The sequence below is a fragment of the Streptomyces sp. NPDC052036 genome (genome assembly GCF_040680495.1).
Classification (GTDB): Bacteria; Actinomycetota; Actinomycetes; order Streptomycetales; family Streptomycetaceae; genus Streptomyces.
Genome location: NZ_JBFAWW010000085.1, coordinates 1 through 7,753 on the forward strand (window position 1 = coordinate 1; position 7,753 = coordinate 7,753).

General features: G+C 70.7%; 2 protein-coding genes. Both read right to left on the reverse strand.

Annotated features, from left to right (window positions below; all coding sequences use genetic code 11):
* Nucleotides 1-132: 132 nt before the first annotated feature.
* Entirely contained in the window at nt 133-2,532 is a 2,400-nt protein-coding gene (locus tag AB0L95_RS41410; protein ID WP_365171754.1) for a hypothetical protein, read from the reverse strand.
* The gene (locus AB0L95_RS41415; RefSeq protein WP_365171756.1) at nt 2,477-7,573 is read right to left on the reverse strand and encodes a hypothetical protein; all 5,097 of its coding nucleotides are present in this window, start codon (nt 7,571-7,573) and stop codon (nt 2,477-2,479) included. Before AB0L95_RS41415 ends, AB0L95_RS41410 begins: the two co-directional genes overlap by 56 nt.
* Nucleotides 7,574-7,753: the final 180 nt, after the last annotated feature.

Sequence of the window (7,753 nt, forward strand, 5' to 3'; positions counted from 1 at the left end):
CTCCGCCGCAACGCCCGCGACCCCCACCGCCCACTCGAACTCCTCGGCCTCGGATGATCACAAACCGGACGTCATCCGACTACGCCGAAGCCCTGCTCGGCCGGCGCGCGTCGGATAGGCGGCGCGACCCTGTCATTGCGCTCCGTTTCCGTCTGAATTCCCTTGCGCCGGCGGTTGCGCGTCATCCACCGTCTCGGAAAGGAGGGCCCTTAGACCCCGTCCGTTCAGGTAATCCTGCGCCGCGCCGAACACCGCTTTCACCGCCTCCCGCACTACGTCATGCGCCTCTGGGTTGTCGCGAACGCTATCCACCACCTGGCCCAACACACCGGCCTGCGCCCACTCGCGGAACATATCGTAGCTCGCTCTTGCGGGGCCATACCGAGCACGCGGCACGCCACTACTCATGGAGAGGCTATTCCGGGCGCGGTACATCAACGCATCGAAATGACGCCGCGGGTCTCGACGAAAGGACCGCCCAAGGGAGGCTTCTATCAGCTCCCATTCTCTGCCGGTGAGGTCCCACTCGGGGTGCTTCGGGTCATCCACCGGCGCTAGCGGGTCTCTCACGAGCCTGGCTTCTCTCACAGGCCTGACTGCTGCCGACCCAACTCGACCTGACGCACCACTACGGCCGGACCGGACACTCGCATCACCGGACGTCACCAACCGCCCCGCAGAAGAAGCCCGGCCCTGGGCACCTCCAACCGGCACACGACTCGTCCGCCAACGCATACCCAGCTCGCTCAGGACCGGGGCAACCCAAGACCGAACCGATCCATATTTCCTGGGGTCACGGAAATTGTTCAGCCACACACCCAGACCCACTCGCTCATCTCCCACGAGCACCGGCGGTTCATGCCGCGGAGCGTTCACAGTCCCATGGGCGGCGAAGTAGTACAGGGCCGCGCGCAGATTCAGCGCAGCACTCCGCTGATCGGCGTCGCGGTGGTTGGTCTGGATGCCTTTCAGCGCCTGGTCGAGTTCGTCGACAGCGGTTTTGCGGCTTACCTCACTTTGAGAATCCTGCGGCCTGTAGGCGGTGGCCACTTTTTCGGCCAACGCTTTCAGATTTCTGAATTCTTCCGCGACGTCACCTTGTCCGCCAGCGTTTCCGTTTTGCGCGTCATCGTCTTGCGAACGGAGTGCGTCTTCTTCCCGGAGCGCGGGATCATCCTCACGGGGAAGGCCTTGCTGGCCGCCTTCCCCATGAATCCAGCTCTCCACCTCCGTGTCATCCGGAACGCTCCTGCCGAATAGGAAGTCCGTGACCTCCTGGTCATCCAAGTCGTCCAGGATGTCAAGGTACGACCTCGGGGGGTTGCCCGTGTCCGGTCCCGACAATCCCGCACGCTCGATGAAAGATTCACCCCCGTTTCCGCCAGGCTGGTCCACCTCCATGGGCTCGTGCGGGGCCGTGCCGTCGAAGAATTCCAGGCCGGTCTGGTCCATCGGTCCGGGCTGTATGACGTCCCCCTGGACGAAGTGCGGCCGGCTTGCTTCGTCGGGCTGGACGTCCTGGCCGAACATCGGCGGGCCGACATCCGGAGCAAGACCCAGCTCCGAGGCCTGCGCCCCGCCTGGTCCGAACGGCCAGACCGGCCAGTCCTCGCCTCGATAGAGCGGATCGAACGGATCCATTGGGCCCACGCCTCCGTGGAAGACGCCGTCGTCCAGCGACAGCACCTCACCAGGCAAGCCGTCACCCACAGGCATGTACGGCCCGAAATAGCCACCCGCCTCCTCCGCTCCAGTGCCACCAGCCGACCCCGGCACTGCGGCCCCGGGATGTATCACGTAACTCGGGTCAGCATCGCCGCCCTCCCCGCCGGACATCGCAGGCTGCTCCACGGAAGCGGCCGGGCCCGCGCCGTCCCCAGGCAGTACGCGCGCATCCGGCCGTCGCATGCCCAGCGCCCTCATGGACCGCCACGCCAACTCCCGCTTCAGGCCGGGTCTGCTGCGAAGGTCCTCCTGCCACCGGCCCAGCTTCGTACGCACTGGGGCGTTCACATCCCCGTTGTTCTCGAGGTAGTGCGCCAAAGCCGCACGCAGGTGGCCAGCAACCTGGCCGGAAGGGCCGTCCCAGCCAATGTCCAGATCCCCCTTGAATGCCTCGATAGCACGGTGCGTCTCGTTACTGTTCGGGGCCCGGTCGTAGGCGTCGGCCACCGCTTCCGCCCGCGACCCCCACCTCTTCGCCAGCAGCTCCCGCGCAGCCCGACCCGCTTCCTCGTCGCCCCAGCTCAGCGCCGTCAGGAAACGCTCCACCAAGCCCCGACCCGCACCCTGGTCGCGGCGAAGGTTCGTCAGCCACTTGCCCAGGTTTACGGGGCCGTCGGCCAGGACCACTGGTTTGCTCTCTGGGGCGTTCACATGCCCGTTCTCGAGGTAGTACTTCAGGGCCGCGCGCAGATAGCGGGGAACAATGCCGGAAAGGCCGGCCAGGACACCGCCCAGCTCCCGCTCGAGCCGCTCAAAAGCACCGCGGGCCTCGATGCTCCAGCGCTCCCCGCCGTAGGCCTCGGCCACCGCTTCCGCCCACGTTCCCAACCTCTCCGCCGGCTCCTCCGTAGCGCCGCCCTGCCCAGTAGCAGTGTCCCCGTCGCCATCCCCCCCCCTGCTGATCGTCAACCGCGGGCCTACTGGGTGTGTTCCAGAACTCGTTGGCCGGGTATTGCGGTTCCACATCGGACGGCGCGGCCACCTCCTCGTCGCCGCCCTCGGCCGCGACCGGCACGCCGGCCCCCGGAACGAAGGTGCGGAAGCGGGTGGAGCCACCCTGCTCGTCCGCGCTCAGATGGACCTCGTCCGGGCGGCCGCCGGTGCCCGGGACCACGGCGATCCGGCCCTCAGGCTGATGGATCGTCAGACGGGTGGTGTCGACGATGCTCTGGAGGACCGGCTCGGTGGCCCGCAGTGCGGCCTCGTCGGAGCACGCGAGCACGGTGAACGCCGTGCCGCCGGCCCGGGCCACCTCGTCGGCGAAGTCCCTGAGCCTGGGCTTGTCGGCGGCCACGTCGCCGTGGCCGACCAGCCACGCGTCGGACGCGGGCATCCGGCGCTGCACAGCGGTCCACTCTCCCTGCGCGTTCACCGACCACTGGTTGTACCGCTCGATCAACGGCAGCCGCCGCAGCGCGGAGGCCCGCAGTTCGTATTCCGCTTCGGCGAGGTACGCCCTGCCCAACCAGCGGCCGTCCTCCCCGAAGAAGTCCCACGACACGGGCTCGGTCGACTCCCAGGGATCGGGGCGCAGCGGAGCGGCCGACGGCCGGTCGGCGTCGGTCTCCTCCACGACGGCGTACTCGTACAGCTCGCCGGTGACCGGGTCGCGCTCGACGGACGACTGCTTCCGGAAACTGTCGACCACCGCGGCCGGCGTCTCGAACCGCTCGTCGGCGAGCGCCTGGTGGAAGTCGTCGACCAGTCGCGTGTACTGCGGTGAGAGGCGGAAATCGCGCGGCTGGTAGCCGGCCGCGTGCGAGGAGACGACCTGCCGCTCGAACAGGTCGCGCGCGGCCTGGCGGGCGGCCACCTCCGCGTCGGCCTGCCGCAGCCTCTCGGCAAGCCGCTGGTCGACAGGCACGTCCGACCGCGACTGCCCGCCGGCGGCATGTTGGTCGGCGTACCACTCGCGGATCGCCCCGACCTGCTCGGTCTCCTCGGCCGACCGCAGCCGGGGGTGCTGGTCGAGCCGCGCCTCGAACTCACGGTAGGCCTTGTCGCGCCCGGCCGCGGCCTGACGCATCCGGTCCAGACCGGCGACGGCGTCGTCGGCGAGGCGGTCCTGGGCGGCGGACCGGGTGCGGGGCGCCTGAGCGATACGCGGCCCGGCCTCGCTCGTCCGGCGGACCGGCTCCGCGAATACCTGCTCCTGTACCTGGAGCTGCCCCTGCGTGCCGTGCTCGTCGGCGGACGGCGCACGGAACGGGTCACGGCTGACGTCGAGCCCGCCCGAGCGCAGCGTCCAGGACTGATTGGCCCGCCACTGGGCGTAGGCGGCCTCCTGGGCCCGGGCCTGCTCCCGCAGCGCCTCCATGCGCTCCCGGGTCTGCTGGACCAGTTCCTGGCGCACGGCCTGGACGTTCCCGGGGTCCTCGTGATCCTGCCTGCGGGCGTTGTCCCAGCTCTCGGAGAACTCCTTGCGCAGCGCGGCCATGTCCCGCTCGTAGGCGGCACGGCCGCCCGGCGACGTCAACGTGTCCGGATCGACCCCGGCAGCGGCCGACAGCTCCTCCAGAACACGGGGCTTGCCCAGCATCTCCTCAAAGAGAGCCGCCAACCGCTGACGGCCGGCCACGGCCTCGGCAGCGGACGCCTCCCGCATCCGCACGGCCTCGGCAGCGGACGCCAACCGCATCCGCACGGCATACGGCGACCCCTGCTCGAACTCCTCCCACTTCCTGGCCAGTTCCTCACCGAAGGCGTCGCGTTCGGCCTTCTCCGTCTCCAGGTAGGAACGCATGTCGCGCTCCTCGGGGGGGCCGTAGATGCCGTTGAACCGCGTCGCCGCGTCACGGCGGACACCGTCCCTGATGTCCTCGAACGTCTCCTCGCTGACGGTGAAACGCCGCACGGCACGGCCCCCGAAGAGGTCGCTCACCTCGGAGGACATGTCGTTGAACCGGCCGGCGGTATCCCGAAGCGCCTCTTCCGCGGCCTGCTCGAACGCCACACGGTCGGGCACCGAACGCATCGCGGGCTCGAACACCTCCTGATGGAAACGCCGTTCACGAGCGCCGAGCTCGCTGTGCGTGAACGTTCCCCGCTCCGGCCAGCCGACCCACTCACGGTAACCGCGGGTGATCTCCTGGTGTATGTCATCGGTGACCGTCCTGGGCAGGCCACCACGCCCGAAGGACACCGCGATCCGCTCGTCCGCCTGCCGCAGCACCGCCTTGAGACCGGCGTGGTAGTCGAACCACGCCTCCAGCTGGCCCCGCATCGCGTGGTGCGCGTCGCCCAGCGCGCCCGCGTATCCGGCGTCCCCCGGTCCGCCGCCCCTGGCGAACCGCGCCGTGAACTCCGCTTGTGCCAGGACATCCGCGTGGTACTGCTCGACCACCTCCGCGTCCTTGACACTGTCGAAGTCCTCGCGGGCACGGTGGGACACAGCCCGCCAGCCCGCCCTGGAATCCTCGACCAGACGCCGGGTCCGCGCACGCAGGTCGTCCTCGACGGCCTTGCCCGCCAGCCGGTCATGCCACCGGCCCACCAGCTCGTCCACCGCGGGCACGATCTCATGGCTGTGCGCCAGCCACTCGCCCGACGCCAGCCTGCGCACCTCACGACCGTCAGGCAGAGCACGGGTGACCTGCCCGAATTCCCTGGCGAACTCCTCCCGCAGCTCCTCCAGGCGCCCGGCACTCACCCCCGTGCCCCAGGCGGCCTCGTCGAGGGTATGGAACTCGATCACGACGAGCTCCGCACGAGTACGCAACCCCTGCCGCAGTTCATCGATCCCCGCCTGCGCGGCCCGGTGCAGATCGTCCCACGCCTCAGGATCGATCCGGCCGTCCTCGGTGCGGAACCTCTCAGCGGCCTTGTAGACCTCGCTCGCCGCATCCTCGCCGAACCGCGCCCGGCCGCGCGCCTCGACCTCGAACGACATGCCGGCCGGCCGGCCCACCAGATCGTCGTAGGCCTCCTCGGCCGTCGTCCGCGCACTGTCCGCCGCCGCGGACAGCTCGAACTCCTCCCGCAACCCCCCCGCCAGCTCCCCGAACCTCCGGGCGAACTCCGACCCCGGCAGGGCACCGCTCTGCTTCTGCTCCAGATCGGCCTGCCACCTGCGGTTGAAACGATCCTTGACGTTCTGGTGCCAGTCCGGCCCCGCATGCCCCGCCCGCGCCTGCTCACGGAGCACGGCGTCAGCCAGCACCGCGGGGGCATGCTTGGGGTCCAGTCCGCCGGCGCCGGCCAGGCGGACGATCAGCTCACGGTCCAGTCCGTCGACGCCGCCCAGACGGTCGATCAACAGCTGCCGGTCCGGGACCTTCGCCTCGTCGCCCGGCTCCTCCCCGGCAAACGCCTGGGACTCCTCGCCCTCGGTGTGCTGCAGCGTCCGGCCGCTGCCCGGCCCGCTCTCACGCCGCGCCTGCTCGTAAGCCCTGGCGACCGGCTCGGCCAGCTCCTGCGGCACACCAGCCCGCCGGGCCCAGTCCGCGACACCGGTCACCGGCCGGTCCGGGGGAACACCGTGCATGTTCTCCCGCAGGTAGTCCTCATAAGCGGCGTTCAGCGCGTCATCGGCCTTCCGCTGCTGCCAGAACTTCTCCTCCTCACGGCCGAACCGGCCCTCGGCAGACCCGATGACCTCACTCCTGGCGTCCGCCCACTCGATGGCACGCCCGGGGTCGTCCTTGTGGAAGACGTAAGACCTGACGGCCTCTGGCAGCTCCTCGCCGTCGATGTGCGACGGCGGCAAGGTGCCGGCGTGCCCGTGGGTGTCCCGCGGGGCCTCCTGGTCCGACAGCGGCGTGTCACCGTGCGACTGCCCGTCATGCCCTGGGACGGGGGCAGCCTCCCCGGTGCGGCGCGGCCCGCCGACGCCCTCCACGGGCTGCCGCACGACACCCGAGACGGCCGGGCCACTCCCGTCGACAGGCGGGGACGACTGCGGCTGCCGCACGCCGGAGGAATCCGCGGTCCCCGGCTCCGGCGCGGGCACAGGTTCAACCCGCACATCCGAGGGACGGCCTCCGGGCACGCCGCCCTCCACCGCGGCACCCCCGGGAGCGGGCCCGGTCTCCGGCAGACCGCCGGACTCCCGCCCGACCGGAACGGCCCTGGAAGGCGAGGCCCGCGGAACAGACCCCGAACTCTCCAACGTAGCCCGCCCGGCCTCCGGGACGTCTCCGCCAACGAGGGACTGCCCATCGGCAGAAACCCGCTGCCCGCCACCCTGCACCACCGCGGACCCGGACCGCGGCGCGGCGCCCCCCGTCCGCACGTCCGTCAGGATCTGCTGCGGACCAGAATCGGGGCCCTGGTCGTCCACCGCGCCACGCCCGGCCTCCGGGACGTCTCCGCCAACGGGGGACTGCCCGTCGGCAGAAACCCGCTGCCCGCCACCCTGCACCACGGCGGATCGCGGCGCGGCGCCCGCCGCCCGGACGTCCGTCAGGATCTGCTGCGGACCAGAATCGGGGCCCTGGTCGTCCACCACCTGGTTGAGCCAGTCCTCGACCGACCGGCGCCCCTGCGGAAGCTGCTGGTGGACCGAGCCCTCGGTGAACGGCTCGGCGACCGACGGCGCTTCCTCCACCTTCACCGTACGCCCCGGCAACGAACGCAGCGCACCACCGTCCGAGGCCGCGTGCTCGGCCGCCGACACACCCGACCGCACCTCGCCCGGCCCCGTCACGGCCGCCGACCCGCCGCCCTCCACCACCGCGGAGTGCGGCTCGGCGACCGACGGCGCCTCCTCCACCTTCACCGTCCTCTCCGGCGACTCCCCCCACACGGGGCCGTCACCGGAGAGGACGTCCTCGTGGATGCCCTCCGACGCGGTGCCCGACGGGTCGGTGACACCGGAACCGAACGACGGAGACCGCCCCTCCACCGACACCAGCGGCGGCTCCCCCGCCAGTCCGCCTTCACCGAAGACAGGCTGACGCGGCGTCAGTCCGCCTTCACCGACGACAGGCTGACGTGGCGTCAGTCCGCCAGGCCGGCCGAACCCAGAATCGCCGCCGAACGCCGACGCGGGCGGCAAGACCGGGAAGCCGTCGTGGCCCCCATCCGAGCT